Source organism: Streptomyces sp. NPDC093085 (genome assembly GCF_040683935.1).
GTDB lineage: Bacteria > Actinomycetota > Actinomycetes > Streptomycetales > Streptomycetaceae > Streptomyces.
On sequence record NZ_JBFBFB010000004.1, the window covers coordinates 420,909 to 442,408 of the forward strand.

Sequence of the window (21,500 nt, forward strand, 5' to 3'; positions counted from 1 at the left end):
GTTAGGCGAGGGCCTCGCGGGCGCGGCGGGCGAGATCGGCGGCGCCGGGGACACGGCGGCGCTGGTAGACCGCGAGGGTGGAACGGATCGAGGTGATCGCCTTGCGGGTTCGGTCGGAAGTCATGCCCTCCATGAGGACCAGGGCTTGGGTCCAGGCGGCGACGGCTTCGTCGGCGCGGGCCTGGGCGGCGAGGCTGTCGCCAAGGTCGGCGTGGGTGAGGGCGTGGACGCGCTTGTACTTCTCGGGGTCCCAGCGGGTGAGGGCGTCGCGGTGCTGTTGTTCGGTGCCGATGTGGTCGGCGAGGTCGGTCAGGGTGCGGGCGGTGTGGCTTGCCACAGTGCCGGCGGCGGGTCCGCTGACGCGGGAGTAGCTGGGCTGGGGGCCGTCGTCCCGTAGGAGTGCGTCCTCGGCGGCGAGCAGGGCGCGTGCGGCCGACGGGTTCTCGTCGGTGGCGGCGTAGGCGCGGGCATGGGTGATGTGGAGGAGGGCCTCGGTCTGGCCGTCGACGTGGCCGAGATCCGTGCGTAGGGCGCCTTCGACGAGGTCGACGCAGTGGTGGGGCTGTTTGAGGCTCAGGGCTTGGTGGGCGAGGGCGCGCATCATCCAGGCGGCGTGGCCGTGGGGGTCGGCTTCGCAGGCGAGCTTGTAGCCGACCTGGTAGTAACGCTGGGCGGCGCCTTCCTGGCCGAGGTCGTGGTGCTTCCACCCTGCGAGGTAGGCGAGTTCGGCGACGGCGCCGAAGGAGGCCCGGCGTAAGGCTTCGTTGGGGAAGCGTCCGCGCAGCATGGGGGCGGCTGTGTCGGCGAGGTACGCGGTGACGGTGGTCAGGCCGTGCCCGCCGCCGAGGCGCTCGTCAGCGGCGCTGAAGGCCGCGGTGATCTGGCGTACGACGTCCACGTCCTCCGCGCCGACCAGGGATGTGTCGGTGCGGGCGCGGAGCATGCGGGCGGTGGCTTCGTGGTCGTATCCGAGCGGCATGGCGACGCCGGCGGTGGTGAAGGCCGCGATGGCGAGGAAGCGGCGACGCTCGACGTCGGCCCGGCCCAGGTCGGTGACGGCGAGGACGGGGTCGGATTCCGCTGGCGCATCGGCATCACCTGCCTGGAGGCCAATCTCGGTCCGGGTGACCGTGCGCCCTGCTCTGCGGGACAGAGCTTCGGCCAGGTACTGACCTACCCGGCCCGACGGAGCGCGGGTGCCGTTAACCCAGTGCGAGATGGCCGACTTGTTGGTCTGGAGGATGTCACCGTTCTCAGCGGCGATGCGCCGCACGTCTCTGGCAAGGCCCTCGTAGGTGCAGCCGGCCGCGTCGATGGCATCGCGCAGACGGGAGTTGGGTTCTCTCTGCGCCGCCACGATCGCCTCCGCCCTGGAGCTGTAAACCGCGTATACCGCTTCAACTGCCTTCCACCGTACCCACTGAGCGTGACCGTGGGTTCACTTATCAGCAGCCGCCCGGAACGGTGCGCCCGTGATCCAGGCTCCCCCTTGGTCCGGGCGGCACCCCGAAGTTCCGTACGCCCACACCAGGCTCGGGCATTCCTGTGCCCGAACCCGGCCAATCAGAGACGGAGATACGGTGACCACCATCGACACCACGGCCATCACGGTCGAGCTGCCCGAGGCGTTCGACCCGCGCTGGAGCCGCCTGCCCGGCATCCAGGTCGACGGCCGCCGCATCACCATCGACCCGGCCGAGTACTTCTTCCGCTTCGAGTCGAACACCTGGCTCGTCGCCGACTGGGAGCTGGTCAAGTCCCAGCTCCTGGACGTGGACGAGACGACCGAGAGCGCGGTCGAGCAGCTCACGCTCGACTTCATCAAGCAGCACAGCGAGTCCACGTCCGACGCGTCCCGCGTCCTGGCCATCGCGTACGAGGTGTACGCGTACCTCTTCCGCGAGGAGCACCTGGCCGGCCTCGGCCTGCCGCAGATCACCGCCGACCACCTGCGAATGCTCCGCGAGGCGGCCACGCTCATGGCGCTCAACAAGGTCGAGCTGGACGGGCACATCTCCAACGTCGGCCCGTGCTGGTTCTTCCCCGCCGCCACCTCCGTCGTCTTCGACCTGGACGACGACATGGGCGGGATGCTCGACGAGGTCTACCACGGCGGCTGGTTCAACGAGCACCGACGGATCGAGTCCATCACGGCCCACGCGGCGCTCGGCGGCCGGCTCGTGCACGGCTGCCAGTCCGTGCCGGACCAGTCCGGCGGCGTGGTCGCGCCCTACGGTGCCTCGATGGCGAACTTCCGCGACGACCTCGCGGCCTTCAAGGCGGGCTGGATCGAGCAGGTCTACGCCCACCGCGTGAACCCCGCCGCGTAACCCCACCCGATCAGGCTCCGGGGCGGGCCGGTATCTCTCGCCCGCCCCGGACGCCACCATCTCCCCGGAGCCCCACGTGACCACGAACCCCAGCACCGAACTCCTCGACAACCTGCTCACAGCGACCGGCCAGACCACCGCTGTACGGGAGGAGGTACGCGTGTGGTCCATGTCCGGCGTCGAGCGCGTGACCTTCCCCGACGGCTCCACGGCTGTCTTCAAGTACGCCAAGAAGCCCTTTGACAGCGAGGACCAGGCCCTCCGCCTGGCCCACACCCTTGGCGTTCCCGTCCCCCAGGTCCACGCCTCCGCCGTCCTGGACGGCTGGCTCGGCATGCTCATGGAGGACCTCGGACCGTCCGTCCGCGAGGCCGACAATCTCGACGGCGTCGCCGCGGCCGTGATCCTGCACGGAACCCGTACGGCTCCGCCCTTGCCCGTCCTCGACCAGGCCCGGCTGCGCACGCTGCCCGCCCGGGCACTGGAGCACCTCGAACGGCTGCGCAAGGCCAACCGGTGGCAGGACGCCGACGACGTCGAGGACGCGCTCGACCAGATCGCCAAGGCCGCCGAGGCCCGCTCGGCCGGAGCGACGCTGGAACCGTTCGGCTGGGTGCACTCCGAGTTCCACCCCACCAGCCTCCACATCGGCGAGCGCGGCTGGCGGCTGCTCGACTTCGCCCGCGCCTACACCGGCCCCGGCCTGCTCGACCTCGCCAGCTGGCACGGCACCATCGAGCCCCCGCACCCCGTGCGCCTGCGCGTCTTCCTGGAGCAGTACGTCACCGCCGGCGGCACCCCCGACGCCCTCGCTCCGCGCGGCGGGCTCACCGCCGAACACTGGGCCCTGGGCTGGCACCGCATGTGGGCCGTCGAGTGGTTCATGGAGCAATCCGTCCGCTGGATCGACGACCCGGCTACCGACCCCGCCTACATCAAGGCCGTCCGCCGCCACCTCACCGACGTCCTCCACCTCCTGGAGATCTGACGTGCTCACCCAGGCATCCCCCTGGCACGCCCACGCGCTCCAGCGCACCGCCGCTGGACTCGCCGAACCCCTCTCCGTGCCTGCCCGGATGGAATGGACCACGAGACCCGGCCAAGGTCCCGGCGCCGAGATCCTCGGCCCCGACCTGCACGGCAAGCGACTCCTGGAACTCGGCTGCGGCCCCGGCCACAACGCCGCCCACCTCGCCACCCGCCATAGCGCCCGTGTCACCGGCGTCGACCTGGTCGGCCTCCAGGTCCGCCGTGCCCGCTCCCACTACGGACGGCTGAACAACCTCGCCTTCGTCACCGGCCACGCCCTGCACTACCTGCACGCCTCCGACGAGCAGTTCGACGCGGTCTACTCCGTCTTCGGCGCCGTCGGCCTCGTCGCCCCCGAGCTCCTGTTGCCGGCCATCGCGCAGCGCCTCATGCCCGGACGAGTGCTCGCCTTCTCCGTCCCCCACCCGCAGCGTGGCGGCCGAAGCCCTTCGGGCGACGACCGGCCCCGCCGCGACTTCGTCACCCTCCCCGACCGCTCCCGGCTCCCCATCGCCCGCTGGGAATTCGACACCGACCGCTGGGAGAAGCGCCTCAGCCAGGCCGGCTTCTGGCTCACCTCGGCCCAGGAGTTCCACGACCCTCGCATGGGCCACTGGCCCACCACCCTGCTGATCCGCGCCCGCAAGCTCTGACAGCCCCCGTCCGGCTTTTCCCCCCCGGAGGAACCGATGCGCCCGCCCTACCTGCTTCTCGACATCGACGGCGTCCTCATACCCTTCCCCGACGAGCACGGCTCGACCCCGTCCACGCACGCCCGCCACGACGTCGTCCCCGCCGGCCGCAGCGCCGACAACCCGGTCACCGTCTGGCTCAACCCCGACCACGGCCGCCTGCTCATGGATGTCATCCGCACCAGCCTGGTCACCCCGGTCTGGTGCACCAGCTGGCGCCAGGACGCCACCACCCTCATCGGCCCGCTCCTCGGCCTTCAAACCCTGCCGTACGTCGATCTCCCGCGTCCGGAGATCATCACCAGCCACCCCAACGGCTACCTGTGGAAGCGTGACCACGTCGACGCCTGGCTGGGCGACGCCCCCGCCGTCTGGATCGACGACGACTTCACCGGCCTCGACCATGCATGGGCGGCGGAGCGCACTGCGAAGGGAACGTCGACCCTCCTCATTCAGCCCGACCCGCACCACGGGCTGCAGCCCGCGCACCTGACCGGGCTCACGACGTGGGTCTCGCAGTTACCCATAGCCCGCGCCGCCTGACGCCCTGATGCCCTCGCTGCCACGAGCAGCGAGGGCATCAGAGTGTGGCTCGAGCGTGATCCATCTTCGGTCTGTGGCACGTATCGGCGGCGCTGGTGTCGGAGTCGGGTGGAACACTGCGGTCGTGATCAACGAGATGACTCCGGACCTTTCTGGTGCTGCCGTCGGCTCCCTGCCACCCAGAGCACAGGCAGAGCTCGCCTGCACCGCTTGGCAGGAGCTGCCGCACGTCTGTACGGGCCGGCATGGTGTGCCTGACACACCGGACGTCCTCGGCGCTGTGCTCGCCGCCGACCCGGCCCGCCGGGTACGGGCGGTAGGCGATCTGTATCGGCTGCTCCTCCATCAGGAGCAGGTGTTTCCGGCGACCGCTCCGGCAGCCTTGGTCCTGGCCTGTCTTCTCGACGATCCGCGAACCCTCTCCGAAGACCGGTGGGAGTGCAGGGCCGGTCGGCGGTCGCTTCGCGCCGAACTGCTGAACTGGCTGGCTTCGTTCGCCGACATCGCCCGCCTGGACGTCGAGGACGGCGTCGGCACGGCGCAGGAGCTGGCCGCCGCCCGTGCGGCAAGGCCAATACTCCACGACCGCATCGCGGACTTCTGCGACGACGACGATCCACTGGTTAGGGAAGCCGCGCTCGCGGCCACCGCCCTGCTCCTGGCCGACCCCGCCCTCGCCTCGTCCGTACCCCGGTACGCGCCCGCCGTTCGCGAGGTCCTGGCCTTGAGCACGGACTCGTACTACCAGTGGATCGCCCGGGAACGGCTGGCTGCCTGGGGTGAGGACGTCACCGGTCTCATCACCGCGGAGGAGGAGCGCCGCGCGGCCCTGGACCGGGCAGGCGAGTTGGCGGAGGACCCGTTCGGCGGCCAGGAGCAGGAGCAGGCGATCCGCTGGTTGGAAGGGCAACCCGAGGACACCGCGGCTCCGGAACGACTCGGCCGCCGGCGTGAGGACCGGACCGTGCCCATACCGGCCGCCCTGCACGAGCCAGCACCCGAGCCGCCCGTGGCCGCCGCTGGAAGCGAGGCGGGGTACCGCGGCCCGTGGCGGATCGCCCGGGAGGAGGAGCGCGCCGAGTGGACCTTCACGCCGCACGTAGGAGTCGGCCCCCTGCACTTCGGGATGACCTTGGAGGAGATCACCCGCGTCCTCGGCGAAGGACCGGCCGTCTCGTCCTACTCCCACCACGGCGAAGACCAGCAGCTCAACTACGCCGACTTCACTGAGAGCGGGATCAGGACCCTCTTTCACGACGGCCGCCTGGGGTGCGTCGCCGCAGACGCCCTCACCGGCCCCCAGGTAAGACTGGACGCAGCCCCGCTGACCGGCTGCGTACCTTCCCACGTGGAGGACTGGCTCATCCACCGCACAACACAGCCTGGCAGCCTGGCGTACAGCGTCGCCGGCGATCCGGTCTTCGCCGACCTCGGCCTGGCGATCCGCTCCCAGCGGGCCGGCGACGTCGTCCTGACCCGCCCCCTCTTCCTGCTCCACGACTGGCTCGACCTGTGGCACGCACTGCCCAGCGAGGAGTGGAACTGCTCGTGAAGCGTTGTTCGCCAGTCGGCCTCACCTGAGCGCGAGGCCGACCGGAGCGACATCTCGTCCACTCGAGCGATAACGGGGACGTAGACCACCGGCCGAGTGGGGAATCAACGTGAGCAGCTCAGCGCTGGCCGGGGTCAGCGGTGCTGGCTGCGTTCTTCGGGCCTCATGGCCACTGGTGTGGCCGGAGGGTGTGGCGTGGCGGACATGACCGAGGTGCCGCTGGTGGCGCTTCGTATGCGAGCCGCTTGCGTCCTCCGGTTCGGCTGAGCCGTGATGCGCCAGTTGAGGACCTCGGCGGGGTGCTCGGCGCTGTCGAGCTCCCGCTGGGTGCCCACTTCGGCCAGGAGGCGTCGGGGGTTGTGGCCGGCGGTCTCGGCGTGGGCGAGGGTGGTGGTCAGGGCGGTCCAAGTGGGGTCGGCGAGGATTCGGTCGGCGTGGGCGGGGAGGGCCGCGCGCACGTCCTGTTCGAAGCGGCGGGCGGTTGCGGCTCGTGGTGCGCGGCGGGCCAGGTCCGCCAAGACGGGGGCGGCGGTCTGCCGGTAGCCCGCCTGGAGGTGGCGGAGGGCTTCTTCGGCCGCGGCGGCCTGCTGTTCGTGGCCGCGCTGTTCGTGCCACTTGGCGGCGGCGCGGGCCAGGTGCACGGTGGCGAAGAGCAGGGCGATGGCGAATCCGCCCGGCTCGTTGGAGGCGTAGGCGAGTTCCTTGGCGGCCTTGCGCAGGGCGGTGGCGGCCTGGTGGTCGGCGCGGGTGGCGGAGCGGCGGGCGCGGTTGAATGTCACTGCCGCCGCTCGTAGTTCTGCCCGGTGTGGGCCGGTCGTGGCGCTGGCGATGTTGTACAGGGCGTCGCCGAAGGCGGCCAGGTGGCCCTGGGCGGCGGCATCGTCATCGCAGTCGAGGACGGCGCGTGCCACCTGTATGGCGGTGGTGGTGTGGCGCCATGGGGCGGCGGTGTCCGTCGCGTATCGGGGGCGGTCTGCCATCTCCTGGTCGGGGAGGCGTTCGCGTAGGCGGTTGATGGAGAGGTCGGGAGCGAGTTTCGAGCCGCCGTACCAGACGGGTTCGCCGGCCGCGTTGGTGTCGCCGGGGGCGGCGAGGCTGTAGCCGATGACGTCGCCGGTCTTGGGGCCGATGCGGGTCTTGACCTTGATGCCGAGAGACTGGAGCACGGTGAAGTAGTCGGCTTCGTTGTGTACTGCTGCGGCGACCGCGTACGCCTGTTCGCGGAGCCAGTGCCGTGCCGTGAGCGTCTGGCCCTGGCGCTCGGCCTTAGCGTGTTCGGCGCCGGTGGGGGTGCGGGGCGCGGTGAGGTCGCCGGACTTCAGGCGGCGCAGGTCGAACTCGGCTTCGATCTTGCGGCACTCTGCTTGGGCCCGCTGTCCGTCGCGGTGGGTGCGGGGACGGCGCCCGTCGGCGCGGACTGTGGTGGCCATGATGTGGATGTGGTCGTCGGCGTGGCGCACTGCGATCCACCGGCATGCCTTCTCGTCGCCTTCGGGGGCGACCCGCATGGCGGTGGATGCGATGAAGGCCCACCTGCGGGACTTCCCCGCTGATGGGCCCGAGGGCTGGATCTTCACGGCGCCGCAAGGTGGACCCGTGGTCTACACGCACTTCATGGATGGGTCCTGGCGGCCCGCCTGCGCGAAGGCCGACATAGCGAAGGGCACCGGACCCCATGCCCTCCGGCACCACTACGCCAGCCTGCTGATCAAGCACGGCGAGTCCGTGAAGACGGTCTCCGAGCGCCTCGGCCACACCAACGCGGCCATGACGCTGAACATCTACACCCACCTGTGGCCCGACTCCGAGGAGCGGACCCGGGCCGCCGTCGACAAGGCGTACGCGGACCGCCCCGCGGACGGCGAGACGGCGGACGATGAAGCGGCGTAGCCGCTCCCCCGCGCGCTGACCGAAATCAGCACGCTGCGGACTCTGTGCGGACAGCAAAGGCCGCCCGACCCGCTCCGTCGCAGGTCAGACGGCCTTTCGCCGGACATATCACACGTTGAAGCGGAACTCCACCACGTCGCCGTCCTGCATCACGTACTCCTTGCCCTCCATACGGGCCTTGCCCGCGGCGCGGGCTTCGGCCACCGAGCCGGTGTCGACCAGGTCGGTGAAGGAGATGACCTCGGCCTTGATGAAGCCCTTCTGGAAGTCGGTGTGGATCACGCCAGCCGCCTCGGGGGCCGTGGCGCCCTGTTTGATGGTCCAGGCGCGGGATTCCTTCGGGCCTGCGGTCAGGTAGGTCTGGAGGCCCAGGGTGCGGAAGCCGACGTGGGCGAGGGTGGCGAGGCCGGGTTCTTGCTGGCCTACCGACTGGAGGAGTTCGAGGGCCTCCTCGTCGTCGAGTTCCGCGAGGTCGGACTCCAGCTTGGCGTTGAGGAAGATGGCCTCGGCGGGGGCGACCAGGGCGCGCTGTTCGGCCTTGAAGGCGTCGTCCGTCAGCTCCTCCTCGTCCACGTTGAAGACGTAGAGGAAGGGCTTGGTCGTCAGCAGGTGGAGTTCACGCAGGGGCTCGGCCTTCTCCGTGCCCTGGACGATGCCGGCGGAGAAGAGCGTCTCGCCCGTCTCCAGGATGGCCTGGGCCTCCTCGATCGCCTTGACCTGGCCCAGCACCTCCTTCTTGATGCGGGACTCGCGCTGGAGGCGCGGCAGGACCTTCTCGATGGTCTGGAGGTCCGCGAGGATCAGCTCGGTGTTGATCGTCTCGATGTCGTTCTTGGGCGAGACCTTGCCGTCGACATGGACGACGTTCTCGTCCTTGAAGGCCCGGATGACCTGGCAGATCGCGTCCGACTCGCGGATGTTCGCCAGGAACTTGTTGCCCAGGCCCTCCCCCTCGGAGGCGCCGCGCACGATGCCGGCGATGTCGACGAAGTCGACCGTGGCCGGGAGGACCTTCTGCGAGCCGAAGATCTCCGCGAGCTGGTTCAGGCGCGGGTCCGGTACGCCGACCACACCGACGTTGGGCTCGATGGTGGCGAACGGGTAGTTGGCCGCCAGCACGTCGTTCTTGGTCAGGGCGTTGAACAGGGTCGACTTGCCGACATTCGGCAGGCCGACGATTCCGATCGTGAGCGACACGTTGGCGACTTCCTGGAGTGAGGACCGGCTGGTGGCCGAGGACGGGCGGTGGCGCCTTCCTGGCCCGGGCGGCGGGCCGCGCTGGCCCGATCCCCCAGTTTACGGGCGGGCCGCGGCGGCCGACGACGGGTGCGGGAGGAGCGGGGAGTGGAGTGGAGGGAGGAGTGTAGGGCGGGGAGGCGGGCCGTACGGGGGTGAACGCGTTCTCGGTGTCACCCGTGAGGGCGTGTCCGGCCCCGGGTTACCCGGTTCGTCCCCCTTCGCCGCCTACGTTGGTCCGGTGGAGCAGCAGCAGAGGACACGTCAGCAGCCCGAGCGGCGGCAGCGGCCGCGCCACCCCGCGGTGCGCCGACGGCGGGTGCCGCCGGTCCCGCCGGTCGTGCGGCGGCTGCGCAGAGTGCCCAACCCACGGCTGACGGGGCTGGGCGCCGGGCTCTTCGCGACGGCCTCGATGCTCTTCTTCGCGTTCCTGGACACGCTGCTCTTCGACGCCGAGCCGGTGGTGTACGGCGTGCTGTTCCTGCCGGTCAGCGCCGTGACCGCGCTCTGGGTGCGCCCCGCCGACCTGGTCACGGCGCCGATCACGGCGCCGATCGCCTTCGCGGTCGGGGCGCTGCCGATCTCCGGGGGGACCGGCGGTTTCGGTGCCCAGGTCATGGGTCTGGTGACCACGCTGGCGGTGCACGCGGGGTGGCTGTACGGCGGCACGCTCGTCGCCGGGCTCATCGCGACCGTACGGAAGGTACGGGAGATGGGGCGCCGGCAGCTCGCCAGGGACGCCGCCGCCACCCGGGCCGGCGCGGCGCCCCGTACCCGGGGCGCCGGGAGCGCCGGGGGTGCCGGGAGCGGCCGGGCCGCCAGGAGCCTCCGGGGTACCGCGAACGACCGTACCGAGCGGGCAGACCGGGCCGGCCGGACCGGCCTCACCCCGGCTCCCCGGCGGGGGGCCTCCCCCACCCGGGCCGTACGGCGGGGATAGCGCGGGCCCCCGGGGGCCTCTCTCAGCGGCCCGCCGCTGTCATGGCCGCGCCGACGATCCCCGCGTTGTTCTGGAGCTCCGCGGGGACGATCTCGGCTCTGATGCCCTCGATCAGGTGGAGGAACTTGTCGGCCTTCCTGCTCACCCCGCCGCCGATGATGAACAGCTCCGGCGAGAAGAGCATCTCCACATGGGCCAGATACTTCCGGACCCGGTGCGCCCAGTGCTCCCAGCTCAGCTCCTCGTCGTCCTTGGCCTTCGTGGAGGCGCGGGTCTCCGCGTCGTGGCCGTGGAGTTCGAGATGGCCCAGCTCCGTGTTGGGGACCAGGCGGCCGTCGATGAAGAGGGCGCTGCCGATGCCCGTACCGAAGGTCAGCAGGAAGACGGTGCCCTTGCGGCCCCGGCCGGCGCCGAAGGCCATCTCGGCCACGCCCGCCGCGTCGGCGTCGTTCAGGACGGTCGTCCGCAGGGAGAGCCGGTCGCCGAGGAGTCGGCCCGCGTCGACGCCGATCCACCCCTTGTCGACATTGGCGGCCGTACGGATGACGGAGCCCGTCACCACCCCGGGGAAGGTGATGCCTACCTGCCCCGACCAGCCGAAGTGCCGTACGACCTCCACCACACCGTCGGCGACGCTCTCGGGCGTCGCCGGGTGTGGCGTGAGCACCTTGTAGCGCGGCTCCAGCAGATCGCCGCGGTCCAGATCGACCGGCGCGCCCTTGATTCCCGTACCGCCGATGTCCACTCCGAAGACGTTCATGGACATAACGTTACGGGCAGACGCTGACAGTGACCCGGGCAACGGCCGAACGGGCCCCGGGCCCGGGCCCGCCCCCTCCTGCCCCGGTCTCAGCTCTGCGAGAGCGCCGCGGCCTCCGCGCGCAGGTCCCTGCGGAGTTCCTTGGGAAGCGAGAAGGTGATGGACTCCTCCGCCGCCTTGACGATCTCGACGTCCTCGAAGCCGCGCTCCGAGAGCCAGCCGAGGACACCGTCGACCAGGACCTCCGGTACGGAGGCGCCGGAGGTGACGCCGACCGTGGAGACTCCGTCGAGCCATGCCTCGTCGATCTCCCCGGCCTCGTCCACCAGGTGCGAGGCGCCCGCGCCGGCGCCGAGGGCGACCTCGACCAGCCGGACCGAGTTGGAGGAGTTCTTGGAGCCCACGACGATGACCAGGTCCGCGTCGGCGCCCATCTGCTTGACGGCGATCTGGCGGTTCTGGGTGGCGTAGCAGATGTCGTCGCTCGGCGGCGCGATCATCAGCGGGAACTTCTCCTTGAGGGCGTCGACCGTCTCCATGGTCTCGTCCACGGAGAGGGTGGTCTGGGAGAGCCAGACGACCTTCGACTCGTCGCGGACCTCGACGTTGGCGACGTCCTCGGGGCCGTCGACCAGCGTGATGTGGTCGGGGGCCTCGCCCGAGGTGCCGATGACCTCTTCGTGGCCCTCGTGGCCGATGAGGAGGATGTCGTAGTCCTCCTTGGCGTACCGGACGGCTTCCTTGTGGACCTTGGTCACCAGGGGGCAGGTCGCGTCGATGGTGGCGAGCTTGCGCTCGGCCGCCTCCTCGTGGACGACCGGGGCGACACCATGGGCCGAGAACATGACGATGGATCCCTCGGGGACCTCCGCCGTCCGGTCGACGAAGATGGCGCCCTTGTTCTCCAGGGTTTTGACGACGTATTTGTTGTGCACGATCTCGTGGCGGACATAGATGGGGGCCCCGTACTGCTCCAGGGCCTTCTCCACGGCGATCACGGCGCGGTCGACCCCCGCGCAGTAGCCGCGGGGGGCGGCGAGGAGGACGCGCTTGCCGGCGCGGCGCGCGGCGTCTCCACTGGGGGCGGCGGCGGGCGACGGGCGGGACGTTCCAGTCATGCCCCCATCGTAAGGCCGTGCAGAAGAGGCGGGACGTCCCGCCTCCGCGCGAGACTGGGGCACCGAGTACGGAGTCGCGGGGCGCTGGGGCGTACGTGATCGAGGGAGGGATCTGATGGCCGACAGCGGTACGGGGGCGGACGCGGGCTCCGGTCGTACGAACCCGGAGGCGGGCCGGGCGGGCGCCTCGCGCGGGGACGGGCTGCGGCGTTCGCTGGGGTTCCGGGATCTCGTCGTCTATGGGCTGCTCTTCATCGCCCCCATGGCCCCGGTCGGCGTCTACGGCACGCTCGACGCCAAGTCGCACGGCGCCGTCGCCCTGGTCTATGTGGTGGCGACGGTCGCGATGGCCTTCACGGCGTTCAGTTACGCGCAGATGGTGCGGGTCGCCCCGCTGGCCGGGTCGGTCTTCGCGTACGCGCGCAAGGGGCTCGGCGAGGGGCCCGGGTTCGTCGCCGGGTGGATGGCGATGCTCGACTATCTGCTGATCCCCGCCGTGGCGTATCTCTTCACGGGGATCGCGATGGAGGCGCTGGTGCCCTCCGTGGACCGGTGGGTGTGGACGGCGGTCGCCGTCGTCGTCACGACGCTGCTCAACCTCTGGGGGGTACGGGCGGCGGCCCGGGTCGGCTTCGCGGTGCTGGCGATGGAGCTCGTCGTGCTGCTGGTCTTCGTGGTCTCCGCGGTGGTGGTCCTGGCGCGGGACGGCGCGACGCGGGGGTGGGCCTCGCCGTTCACCGGCGACACCGGGTTCTCCGCGGCGGCGGTGGTGGGCGCGGTGTCGGTCGCGGTCCTCTCGTACCTGGGCTTCGACGCGATCGCCTCGTTCGCCGAGGAGGTGACCGGGGGGTCCCGGCAGGTGGCGCGGGCGGTGCTGTTCTGCCTGGTGCTGGCAGGGGTGCTGTTCGTGGCGCAGACCTATCTGGTGGCGCTGCTGGAGCCGTCGACCTCGGCCGAGCTGGCGGCCGATCCGGCGAAGCAGGGGACGGCGTTCTACGACTCGGTGGACACGGCGGTGGGCACCTGGCTGCACGATCTGGTGGCGGTGAGCAAGGCGATCGGCGCGGCGTTCGCGGCGCTGGCCGGGCAGGCGGCGGCCGGGCGGCTGCTCTTCGCGATGGGCCGGGCACGCAGGCTGCCGCACGCGCTCTCCCGGACGAGCGCGGGCGTGCCCCGGGTGGCGCTGCTGCTGGCCGCGCTGGTGACGCTGGTGGCGGCGGTCTGGGCGGCGCGCCGTCCTGACGGGCTCGACCACCTCGTCTCGGTGGTGGACGTGGGGGCGCTGACCGCGTTCGTGCTGCTGCACGCCTCGGTGGTGGGGTGGTTCGCGGTACGGCGCGGGGAGGGCCCGCCGCGCTGGCTGCCGCATGTGGTGGCGCCGGTGGTCGGCGCGGCGATCCTCGTCGCGGTGATCGTGGAGGCGGCGCACACGGCGCAGGTGGTGGGCGCGGTCTGGCTGGCCGTGGGGCTGGTGGTGCTGCTGGTGCAGCGGAGGCGCGGTGGTCCCGTAGCCCCCGCAGAAGACCTGCCCGGCCCCCGAACCGGCGGCCCGGGGCGCGGGGCCTGAGGCGGGAAGCGGGGCCGGGGGCCGGGGGCGGGGCTGAGGCCCGGCCCGGGGACTGAGGCCGGGGTGTGGGCTGCGGGGCCTGGGGGCTTGGGGCGGAAGTGCGCCCCGGGCGCCCCGGGGTGCGGGCGGGGGGTCTCGTGGGGGGCCGGGATGGAGTTCTGGGGCTTGGAACGGGGCGTTGTCAGAGGGGGCCGATACGCTCCTCGGCATGGCTCTCCACACGTCCGCGGACACTCCGCTGCCCGTCGGTGAGGTCTCGCGGCTCATCGGCGGCTGGATCGACCGCCTCGGCGCCATCTGGGTCGAGGGGCAGATCACCCAGCTCTCGCGCCGCCCGGGCGCGGGGGTCGTCTTTCTGACGCTGCGGGACCCGTCGTACGACATCTCGGTGAGCGTCACCTGCTACCGGCAGGTGTTCGACGCGATCGCGGATGTGGTCTCCGAGGGCGCGCGGGTCGTCGTCCAGGCGAAGCCGGAGTGGTACGCGCCGCGCGGGCAGCTCTCGCTGCGGGCTACGGAGATACGGCCGGTCGGGATCGGCGAGCTGCTGGTGCGGCTGGAGCGGCTGAAGCGGTCGCTGGGGGCGGAGGGGCTTTTCGCTGCCGAGCGGAAGCGGCCGCTGCCGTTCCTGCCGCGCCTGGTCGGGCTGGTCTGCGGGCGGGCCTCGGCCGCCGAGCGCGATGTGCTGGAGAACGCGCGGCGGCGGTGGCCCGCGGTCCGCTTCGAGGTGCGCAACACGGCGGTGCAGGGGGTGAACGCGGTGGCGCAGGTGGTCCAGGCGGTGGAGGAGCTGGACGCGCTGCCCGAGGTGGACGTGATCATCGTGGCGCGGGGCGGCGGCAGTGTGGAGGATCTGCTGCCGTTCTCGGACGAGCAGTTGATCCGGACGGTGGCGGCGTGCCGTACCCCGGTCGTCTCGGCGATCGGGCATGAGCCGGACGCGCCGCTGCTGGACCTGGTGGCGGACGTACGGGCGTCGACGCCGACCGACGCGGCGAAGCGGACCGTGCCGGACGTGGGCGAGGAGCTGGAGCGCGTCGCTGCCCTGCGGGACCGGGCGCTGCGTACGGTACGGACGGTGCTGGAGCGGGAGGAGCGCGGTCTGGCCCATACGCTGGCCCGGCCGGTGATGGAGCGGCCCCGGCGGATGGTGGAGGAGCGCCGCGCCGAGGTGGACGCGCTGGCGGACCGGGGCCGGGTGGTGGTGCGCCATCTGCTCGACCGGGCGGACTCGGAGCTGGCGCACACCCTGGCCCGGGTGGTGGCGCTCTCCCCCGCGGCGACGCTGGAGCGGGGGTACGCGGTGCTCCAGCGGCCGGACGGGACGGTGGTACGGACACCGGAAGGACTCGCCCCGGCGGAGGAGCTGCGGGCGAGGGTGGCCGAGGGGGAGTTCTCGGTGCGGGTCGCCACGGAGTGAGTGGAGCGGGGGGAGTGGAACGGAGGGGTGGCGGAGCGGGGGATTTTCAGGGAGTGAGGGGCCGCTTACGGCTCGGGGGTGTGGGTGGTCGGGGTGGGGTCGGTTGTCGGGGTGCGCGGTGAGCGCGAGCAGGTGGCAGTGGACGAGGAGCGGATGACATGACGGGCACGGAGAAGACGGCCAAGGCGGCGAAGGCCGCGGGGCAGGACACGCCGGGGTACGAGCAGGCGCGCGACGAGCTGATCGACGTCGTGCGGCGGCTGGAGGCGGGCGGTACGTCGCTGGAGGACTCGCTGGCGCTCTGGGAGCGCGGCGAGGAGCTGGCGAAGGTGTGCCGCCACAGGCTGGAGGGGGCCCGGGCGCGGCTGGACGCCTCGCTGGCCGAAAACGACTCCGACCAGGGGAAACAGAGCTGAGGAAGGGTGAGGAGGGGAACAGGATCACGAGCCTCCGCGTTACCGCGGGGTGGCACGCGGGTCGTTAGCCTGTGGAGCGGATCACCCGCCCCGATTTTTGTTGAACGTTCACCCATTCTGGGAGTACGGTTGATCCGACAGCACGTGATCAACCGCCCGGAAGGCACCCCCCCATGTCCCTCGTTCTCGACCAGGCAGCCCAGGACCTCCTCTTCCGTGAGGCCCGCACCGCCAACACCTTCTCCGACGAGCCGGTGACCGAGGAGCAGGTCCAGGCGATCTACGACCTGGTCAAGTTCGGCCCCACCTCGATGAACCAGTCGCCGCTGCGCATCGTCCTGGTCCGCTCCGACGAAGCGCGTCAGCGGCTCGTCCCGCTGATGTCCGAGGGCAACCAGAAGAAGACCGGGTCCGCCCCGCTCGTGGCGATCCTGGCCGCCGACAACGAGTTCCACGAGGAGCTGCCGGAGCTCTTCCCGCACTTCCCCCAGGCCAAGGACCTGTTCGGGGATCGCGCGGGCCGGGAGCAGGCCGCCGCGCTGAACGCCGCGCTCCAGGCCGCCTACTTCATCGTCGGCGTGCGCGCCGCCGGCCTCGCCGCCGGGCCGATGACCGGCTTCGACTTCGCCGGCGTCCAGAAGGAGTTCCTGGATGACGACCACACCCCGCTGATGATCGTCAACATCGGCAAGCCGGGCGAGGACGCCTGGTTCCCGCGTTCCCCGCGTCTCGCCTTCGACAAGGCCGTCACCACGGTCTGAACGGCCCGCACGGCCTGAAAGGCCCCGAAGGTCCGAGCCGTACGCACCATGCCCGCAGCCCCGCCCCGGAAGCTCCGGAACGGGGCTGCGGCATGTCCGGGGCCGGCTCAGCCCTTCGGGGCCCCGCCGCCGGCCTGACCCGCACCGGAGTCCGCGTCGCCGCCGTCCAGCGCCGCCGCCATCTCCGCCAGCCGCTCGTACGACGCGGTGCCGGTCACCACCGTCGTGGCGCCGCCCTCGGTGCGCGCCAGGGCGTCGTACTTCGGCCCCTTCCAGCGCTGCCACTCCGCGCCCGCGACCCGCTGGGTCTCCCCGGTGTCCGCGGCCTCCTGGCTCACCTTGGCGACGAACTTCGCGGCGGGCGCCGTCGACTGCTCGACGGCCACGTACTCGCCGTCCGGGTCCAGATAGCCGAGGTGCCAGGCGTCCGCGTCCTGCCGCTTGTACGTGACCGAGGTCGGCTTCCAGCTCTGATCGAGCCCCGCCGGGGCCAGCACCGGGTACGGCGCCGCGCGCCGCGCCGTCAGCAGCTCCACCCGGTAGTCGACCCTCTTGACCGGGGTCGCCGTGTCGTCGTGCGGAATGAACACGTAAATGACCGCGACAACGGCCCCGATGACCGCCATCGACAGGAACATGTCCCGAACCGTCTGCCTGCCTCGCATACCTGCCACAGGACCCATCGTCGCATTGACGTGGTGGCGCTCATACGTGGGCCCCACTGCTCAATATGACGCCGGACGGATAGAGTCCTATCACCCTCTTTTCCGGTCGTCGCCGTACAGAAAGGTGCGTTCCGTTGACCGAACATCATCTTCCGTCTCCCCTTGAGGTGTCTCCCGAGGCCCCCGACCGCAACCTCGCCCTGGAGCTGGTGCGGGTCACCGAGGCCGCCGCGATGGCGGCCGGCCGGTGGGTCGGGCGCGGCGACAAGAACGGCGCGGACGGCGCGGCGGTGAACGCCATGCGCACCCTCGTCTCCACCGTCTCGATGAACGGCGTCGTCGTCATCGGCGAGGGCGAGAAGGACGAGGCGCCGATGCTCTTCAACGGCGAGGAGATCGGCGACGGCACCGGCGCCGAAGTCGACATCGCCGTGGACCCGATCGACGGCACCACCCTGAACGCCAAGGGCATGCCGAACGCGATCGCCGTGCTCGCCGCCGCCGACCGGGGCACGATGTTCGACCCGTCCGCCGTGTTCTACATGGACAAGCTGGTCACCGGGCCCGAGGCGGCCGACTTCGTGGACATCAACGCGCCCGTGGCGGTCAACATCCGCCGGGTCGCCAAGGCGAAGCGCTCCTCACCGGAGGATGTGACCGTCGTCGTCCTCGACCGGCCGCGCCACGAGGGCATCGTCAAGGAGATCCGGGAGACGGGCGCCCGGATCAAGTTCATCTCGGACGGGGATGTCGCCGGTTCGATCATGGCCGCCCGCGAGGGCACCGGCGTCGACCTGCTCATGGGCGTCGGCGGCACGCCGGAGGGGATCATCTCGGCGTGCGCCATAAAGTGTCTCGGCGGCGTCATCCAGGGGAAGCTGTGGCCCAAGGACGACCAGGAGCGTCAGCGCGCCCTTGACGCGGGGCACGACCTGGACCGGGTGCTCTCCACCCACGACCTCGTCAGCGGCGAGAACGTCTTCTTCGTGGCCACCGGCATCACCGACGGCGAGCTGCTCCGGGGCGTGCGGTACCGCTCGGAGACCGCGACCACCCAGTCCCTGGTGATGCGCTCCAAGTCGGGCACGATCCGGCAGATCGACTCGACGCACCGGCTGTCGAAGCTCCGCGCGTACAGCACGATCGACTTCGACCGCGCCAAGTAGCCTCCGGGCACCCGCCGGTCCGGCGGAGAGGGTGGCCCACGTGCGGCGGGCCGCCCCTCCGTCCGTACCCGCGTGTTCCCGGCGGGCCGGACGGCGCGACAGCGGACGTACGCCGGCACCGGGGCCGGGCGCGCCGGGCGCGTACGCCTCAGCCGGCCGCCGCGATACGGTTGCCCGCCGCCGCCTTCCGCACCTCCAGCTCGTGCCTTCTCCGGCGCGCCAGCACCACGCGCCGCTCGGCGGCCGTCAGCCCGCCCCAGACCCCGTAGGGCTCGGGCTGGAGCAGCGCGTGCTCCTGGCATTCGAGCATCACGGGACAGCGGGCACAGAGCCGCTTGGCGGCCTCCTCCCGCGCCAGCCTCGCGGCGGTCGGCTCCTTGGAGGGGGCGAAGAAGAGGCCGGCCTCGTCCCGGCGGCACACAGCCTCCGAATGCCAGGGTCCGGCCTGATCCTCCCGGGCGGGACTCCGCTGGGTCGGAAGGGCGGCCACCTGGAGGGGCTGATGCGGCTGTTGCAGCACGGTCTACTCCTGACGACGGCTTCGCGAGCGAGAGACGATGCAGCTTTCCCTACCCGCTGTACGCGCGCCTATGCACTGAGTGGCACCCAGTTCGGAGTTCGAACGCCGTGCGGAGGCGGCGGCCCCGGCGGTCCTTCCGCCGTCCCGCCGAAAGGGGCACTAGTGCCCCAGGTGCTTACGGCGGATTCGCTCGCTGATGAGATTCGCGATCCACTTGCCGCGCCGGGGCTCCGCCTCGACATTCCCGAAGACCGAGTACCCGTTCACCACCACCGTGGGGGCGTCCGGCTCCGGGGCCTCCAACGTACTGACCTCGAAATTGCCGAATACGCCGGTCCCGTTGCCGCGCAGGGTGATGTTCTCCGGGACGGTGATCTCCACATTGCCGAAAATGGAGGTCGCGTTGATCACCGTGGTGCGCTGTCCGAAGAGCGCCTCCGTGAGATCGATCTCGATATTGCCGAAGAGCGCGAAAGCGTTGACCCGGGGGCCGATACGCCAACGCCCCTTCCGTGTCGTACTGCTGAAGACCGCGATCATGGACTCGGCCGGGGTGGACGGGTCCTCGGCCTGGTATCCGTACCCGCCCGCCGGACCGTGCGCGGGGCGCGCCGGGTGGCCGTCGGTGCCGGGCGCGGGCAGATCCCGTACCAGCGGCTCCAGTTCACCGACCGTCTTGGCGCGGTAGACGGCGTCGATCCGCTCGCCGTGCTCCTCGGCGTCCAGGCGGCCCTCCGCCAGCGCCTCCTTGAGGATGTCGGCGATCCGGTCCCGGTCGGCGTCGGAGGCGCGGAGGCTCGCAGGCTCCGCCGGCGCGACGGGCCTCCTGTCGGCCGGTGTCCGAGGCTGCTGAGGCTGCTTTTCGAGGTCCACGCCCCCAGGGTAGCGAAACGCGATAGATCGCGACTAGTGGCAGGGGCGATGCCACGCCGGAGGAGCGCCGGGGCCGCGCCGGGAGTACTGAGCCTTACCTCACCGGTCCGCTGTCAGTGGCGCGTCCTAGGCTGGTGGATGCGGCGGCCAAAGGGGGCCGCGCCGCGATCCGTCGAGTGAGGAATGGCCGTCATGCCGGAATTTGCGTACTCCGATCTGCTCCCGCTGGGGGCGGACACCACGCCGTACCGCCTGGTGACCGCCGAGGGTGTCACCACCTTCGAGGCGGACGGGCGTACGTTCCTCAAGGTCGCTCCGGAGGCGCTGCGCACCCTCGCCGCCGAGGCCATGCACGACATCTCGCACTACCTGCGCCCGGCCCATCTCGCACAGCTCCGCAGGATCGTGGACGACCCCGAGGCGTCGTCGAACGACAAGTTCGTCGCGCTCGACCTGCTGAAGAACGCGAATATCGCGGCGGCCGGCGTCCTCCCCATGTGCCAGGACACCGGAACGGCGATCGTGATGGGCAAGCGCGGACAGCAGGTGCTGACCGAGGGCGGCGACGAGGAAGCCCTTTCGCGCGGAATCTTCGACGCCTACACGAAGCTGAATCTGCGCTATTCGCAGATGGCCCCGCTCACCATGTGGGAGGAGAAGAACACCGGGTCGAACCTGCCCGCGCAGATCGAGCTGTACGCGACCGACGGCGGTGCCTACAAGTTCCTCTTCATGGCGAAGGGCGGCGGCTCCGCCAACAAGTCGTTCCTCTACCAGGAGACGAAGGCGGTGCTGAACGAGGCCTCCATGATGACGTTCCTGGAGGAGAAGATCCGTTCGCTCGGCACCGCCGCCTGCCCGCCGTACCACCTGGCGATCGTGGTCGGCGGCACCTCCGCGGAGTTCGCGCTCAAGACCGCCAAGTACGCCTCGGCGCACTACCTGGACGAGCTGCCCGCCGAGGGCTCCCCCACCGGGCACGGGTTCCGGGACAAGGAGCTGGAGCAGAAGGTCTTCGAGCTGACGCAGCGGATCGGGATCGGCGCCCAGTTCGGCGGCAAGTACTTCTGCCATGACGTCCGGGTGGTGCGGCTGCCCCGGCACGGCGCCTCGCTGCCGGTCGCGATCGCCGTCTCCTGCTCGGCCGACCGCCAGGCCGTCGCGAAGATCACCGCGGAGGGCGTCTTCCTTGAGGAGCTGGAGAAGGACCCGGCGCGCTTCCTGCCGGAGACCACGGACGAGCACCTGAGCGAGACGGGCGCGGGCGAGGCGGCCGACGATGTCGTACGGGTCGATCTGCGCCGCCCGATGGACGAGATCCTGGCCGAGCTGACGAAGTACCCGGTGAAGACCCGCCTCTCGCTCACCGGGCCGCTGGTGGTGGCCCGGGACATCGCGCACGCCAAGATCAAGGAGCGGCTGGACGCGGGCGAGGAGATGCCGCAGTACCTGAAGGACCACCCGGTCTACTACGCGGGCCCGGCCAAGACGCCCGAGGGGTACGCATCCGGTTCCTTCGGCCCGACGACGGCGGGCCGGATGGACAGCTATGTAGCCCAGTTCCAGGCAGCCGGCGGCTCGAAGGTCATGCTCGCCAAGGGGAACCGCTCGCGGCAGGTGACCGACGCGTGCGCCGCGCACGGCGGCTTCTACCTCGGCTCGATCGGCGGCCCGGCGGCCCGGCTCGCCCAGGACTGCATCAAGAAGGTCGAGGTCGTCGAGTACGAGGAGCTGGGCATGGAGGCGGTCTGGCGGATCGAGGTGGAGGACTTCCCCGCGTTCGTCGTCGTGGACGACAAGGGCAACGACTTCTTCACGGAGCCGGCCCCCGCGCCCACCTTCACCACCATCCCGGTCCGGGGCCCTGGCCTCGCCTGAGCTACGGCTCCTCCCGTACCCCTGGAGCCGTCCCCGCCCGTACGCGTAACCCGCCCGTACGTCCGTCCCGCGCCCCCGCCCGCCGGTAGGGCGCGGGGCGGGGCGGGAACACATCGGTCCGGCCGGACGCTCACCCTCACAGGA

At 71.2% G+C, this 21,500-nt stretch carries 21 protein-coding genes; 13 read left to right on the forward strand and 8 right to left on the reverse strand.

Annotated elements, in window-relative coordinates:
* Position 1: 1 nt before the first annotated feature.
* Positions 2-1,357 carry a tetratricopeptide repeat protein gene (locus tag AB0O07_RS15555; RefSeq protein WP_365632453.1) on the reverse strand — a complete coding sequence of 452 codons (1,356 nt, stop codon included), beginning with the start codon at positions 1,355-1,357 and terminating at the stop codon, positions 2-4.
* Between the two features lie 223 nt (positions 1,358-1,580).
* On the opposite strand from AB0O07_RS15555, the gene AB0O07_RS15560 reads away from it, so the two are divergent.
* The 5 genes from AB0O07_RS15560 to AB0O07_RS15580 all read left to right on the forward strand — a co-directional run bounded on the left by AB0O07_RS15560 (position 1,581) and on the right by AB0O07_RS15580 (position 6,146).
* On the forward strand, positions 1,581-2,330 hold the full coding sequence (locus tag AB0O07_RS15560; RefSeq protein WP_365632456.1) for a hypothetical protein: 750 nt from the start codon (positions 1,581-1,583) through the stop codon (positions 2,328-2,330).
* A 76-nt stretch (positions 2,331-2,406) separates the two neighbouring features.
* Positions 2,407-3,318 carry an aminoglycoside phosphotransferase family protein gene (locus AB0O07_RS15565; RefSeq protein WP_365632458.1) on the forward strand — a complete coding sequence of 304 codons (912 nt, stop codon included), beginning with the start codon at positions 2,407-2,409 and terminating at the stop codon, positions 3,316-3,318.
* A gap of 1 nt (position 3,319) precedes the next feature.
* Positions 3,320-4,012, forward strand: coding sequence for a class I SAM-dependent methyltransferase (locus tag AB0O07_RS15570; RefSeq protein ID WP_365632461.1), 693 nt, complete (start codon positions 3,320-3,322; stop codon positions 4,010-4,012).
* Between the two features lie 36 nt (positions 4,013-4,048).
* On the forward strand, positions 4,049-4,594 hold the full coding sequence (locus AB0O07_RS15575; protein WP_365632464.1) for an HAD domain-containing protein: 546 nt from the start codon (positions 4,049-4,051) through the stop codon (positions 4,592-4,594).
* A gap of 250 nt (positions 4,595-4,844) precedes the next feature.
* Positions 4,845-6,146, forward strand: a complete 1,302-nt coding sequence (locus tag AB0O07_RS15580) for a hypothetical protein (protein ID WP_365632467.1) — start codon at positions 4,845-4,847, stop codon at positions 6,144-6,146.
* Positions 6,147-6,280: 134 nt separating this feature from the next.
* Here the strand turns inward: AB0O07_RS15580 and AB0O07_RS15585 are convergent, their stop codons facing one another.
* On the reverse strand, positions 6,281-7,669 hold the full coding sequence (locus AB0O07_RS15585) for a mobilization protein (protein WP_365633087.1): 1,389 nt from the start codon (positions 7,667-7,669) through the stop codon (positions 6,281-6,283).
* Here AB0O07_RS15585 and AB0O07_RS15590 point away from each other — a divergent pair.
* On the forward strand, positions 7,668-8,036 hold the full coding sequence (locus AB0O07_RS15590) for a tyrosine-type recombinase/integrase (RefSeq protein WP_365632469.1): 369 nt from the start codon (positions 7,668-7,670) through the stop codon (positions 8,034-8,036). The genes AB0O07_RS15585 and AB0O07_RS15590 overlap by 2 nt on opposite strands.
* A gap of 108 nt (positions 8,037-8,144) precedes the next feature.
* On the opposite strand, the gene ychF is transcribed toward AB0O07_RS15590, so the two are convergent.
* On the reverse strand, positions 8,145-9,233 hold the full coding sequence (gene ychF, locus AB0O07_RS15595; RefSeq protein ID WP_365632472.1) for a redox-regulated ATPase YchF: 1,089 nt from the start codon (positions 9,231-9,233) through the stop codon (positions 8,145-8,147).
* A 343-nt stretch (positions 9,234-9,576) separates the two neighbouring features.
* Here ychF and AB0O07_RS15600 point away from each other — a divergent pair, with 343 nt between their 5' ends.
* The gene (locus AB0O07_RS15600) at positions 9,577-10,212 is read left to right on the forward strand and encodes a DUF6542 domain-containing protein (protein ID WP_365633090.1); all 636 of its coding nucleotides are present in this window, start codon (positions 9,577-9,579) and stop codon (positions 10,210-10,212) included.
* A 22-nt stretch (positions 10,213-10,234) separates the two neighbouring features.
* On the opposite strand, the gene ppgK is transcribed toward AB0O07_RS15600, so the two are convergent.
* Positions 10,235-10,972 (reverse strand): polyphosphate--glucose phosphotransferase, encoded by a 738-nt coding sequence (ppgK, locus tag AB0O07_RS15605; RefSeq protein WP_365632476.1) that lies wholly within the window; start codon positions 10,970-10,972, stop codon positions 10,235-10,237.
* Positions 10,973-11,061: 89 nt separating this feature from the next.
* Positions 11,062-12,090, reverse strand: a complete 1,029-nt coding sequence (locus tag AB0O07_RS15610) for a 4-hydroxy-3-methylbut-2-enyl diphosphate reductase (protein ID WP_365632479.1) — start codon at positions 12,088-12,090, stop codon at positions 11,062-11,064.
* 115 nt (positions 12,091-12,205) lie between these two features.
* On the opposite strand from AB0O07_RS15610, the gene AB0O07_RS15615 reads away from it, so the two are divergent.
* The 4 genes from AB0O07_RS15615 to AB0O07_RS15630 all read left to right on the forward strand — a co-directional run bounded on the left by AB0O07_RS15615 (position 12,206) and on the right by AB0O07_RS15630 (position 16,254).
* A complete protein-coding gene (locus AB0O07_RS15615) occupies positions 12,206-13,657 on the forward strand; it encodes an APC family permease (protein ID WP_365632481.1) in 1,452 nt (483 codons plus the stop codon).
* A gap of 208 nt (positions 13,658-13,865) precedes the next feature.
* Complete coding sequence (gene xseA, locus AB0O07_RS15620) at positions 13,866-15,077, forward strand: exodeoxyribonuclease VII large subunit (protein WP_365632483.1); 1,212 nt, start codon at positions 13,866-13,868, stop codon at positions 15,075-15,077.
* A gap of 158 nt (positions 15,078-15,235) precedes the next feature.
* Positions 15,236-15,493 (forward strand): exodeoxyribonuclease VII small subunit, encoded by a 258-nt coding sequence (locus AB0O07_RS15625; RefSeq protein ID WP_365632486.1) that lies wholly within the window; start codon positions 15,236-15,238, stop codon positions 15,491-15,493.
* 173 nt (positions 15,494-15,666) lie between these two features.
* Positions 15,667-16,254: a malonic semialdehyde reductase gene (locus AB0O07_RS15630; protein WP_365632490.1), complete on the forward strand. Its 588-nt coding sequence runs from the start codon at positions 15,667-15,669 to the stop codon at positions 16,252-16,254.
* A 107-nt stretch (positions 16,255-16,361) separates the two neighbouring features.
* On the opposite strand, the gene AB0O07_RS15635 is transcribed toward AB0O07_RS15630, so the two are convergent.
* Complete coding sequence (locus AB0O07_RS15635; RefSeq protein WP_365632492.1) at positions 16,362-16,928, reverse strand: DUF4245 domain-containing protein; 567 nt, start codon at positions 16,926-16,928, stop codon at positions 16,362-16,364.
* A gap of 125 nt (positions 16,929-17,053) precedes the next feature.
* Between AB0O07_RS15635 and glpX the strand changes: the two genes are divergently transcribed.
* Positions 17,054-18,085 (forward strand): class II fructose-bisphosphatase, encoded by a 1,032-nt coding sequence (gene glpX, locus AB0O07_RS15640; protein WP_365632495.1) that lies wholly within the window; start codon positions 17,054-17,056, stop codon positions 18,083-18,085.
* A 148-nt stretch (positions 18,086-18,233) separates the two neighbouring features.
* Here the strand turns inward: glpX and AB0O07_RS15645 are convergent, their stop codons facing one another.
* Both AB0O07_RS15645 and AB0O07_RS15650 read right to left on the reverse strand, forming a co-directional pair.
* Positions 18,234-18,605 carry a WhiB family transcriptional regulator gene (locus AB0O07_RS15645; protein WP_365632498.1) on the reverse strand — a complete coding sequence of 124 codons (372 nt, stop codon included), beginning with the start codon at positions 18,603-18,605 and terminating at the stop codon, positions 18,234-18,236.
* Positions 18,606-18,764: 159 nt separating this feature from the next.
* Positions 18,765-19,478 (reverse strand): DUF1707 domain-containing protein, encoded by a 714-nt coding sequence (locus AB0O07_RS15650; protein WP_365632501.1) that lies wholly within the window; start codon positions 19,476-19,478, stop codon positions 18,765-18,767.
* A 192-nt stretch (positions 19,479-19,670) separates the two neighbouring features.
* Here AB0O07_RS15650 and AB0O07_RS15655 point away from each other — a divergent pair, with 192 nt between their 5' ends.
* Positions 19,671-21,356, forward strand: a complete 1,686-nt coding sequence (locus AB0O07_RS15655) for a fumarate hydratase (RefSeq protein ID WP_365632504.1) — start codon at positions 19,671-19,673, stop codon at positions 21,354-21,356.
* The last annotated feature ends 144 nt before the right edge of the window (positions 21,357-21,500 follow it).